This window comes from Paenibacillus foliorum (genome assembly GCF_013141765.1).
GTDB classification, from domain to species: domain Bacteria; phylum Bacillota; class Bacilli; order Paenibacillales; family NBRC-103111; genus Paenibacillus_S; species Paenibacillus_S foliorum.
Genome location: NZ_WHOD01000024.1, coordinates 1 through 653, shown reverse-complemented (window position 1 = coordinate 653; position 653 = coordinate 1). Strand labels below are relative to the sequence as shown.

Genomic DNA, 653 nt, shown 5'->3' with positions numbered 1-653 from the left:
TGTTATGTTTTTTTAATGTTTTGGGGTGGTGTTTTTATTCGATTGTAATGCTAAAAAGAGTATTCTAGGTTTAGAGTTAATGAACAAGCAACAACACTATATGAATCCAAGGGAGAGATCTTTTATGATAAGAAGTAAAAAGGCGTTCGCGGCATTGGCGATTACAGCTGCAGTAGGTTTTTCTTCCATTGTCCCTTTTAATGTGTTACAAGTATTGGCGGCAACTAATTTTATGGATATTGATGGAGCTGCGGCATCTTATAAAACAGCTATCGAAGAGATGGCCAAACAAAATGTAATATCAGGATTTAGCGATACCCAATATAAACCGAATCAGAATGTAACCCGGGCGGAATTGGCCAAGATCGTTGCATTAGCGCTACATGTGGACCTAACTAATACAAAGAAGTCTGATTTCACTGATGTGGCGGAGAGCGCTTGGTATGCCTCCTACGTTGCAGCTATGGTTAATAACGGAGCCATGAAAGGCGAGGGAAACAGCTTTAGTCCCACTAAGTCGGTCACACATGAACAACTCGTGGAGATTGTAGCGGCTGTTCTTAAAGTGGATACAGATAAAGTAAAGGGTTTATTAGGCACAGCCTTTACAGCTGGTAAGCTTGCTTCCCGCGGCGAAGTGGCAATGCTCGTCT

1 protein-coding gene is annotated in these 653 nt (G+C 41.8%); it reads left to right on the top strand.

What is annotated here, in order from left to right; genetic code table 11:
- Positions 1–124 precede the first annotated feature (124 nt).
- A partial coding sequence (locus tag GC093_RS06795; RefSeq protein ID WP_171651122.1) for an S-layer homology domain-containing protein occupies positions 125–653 on the top strand: 529 nt, incomplete at its 3' end.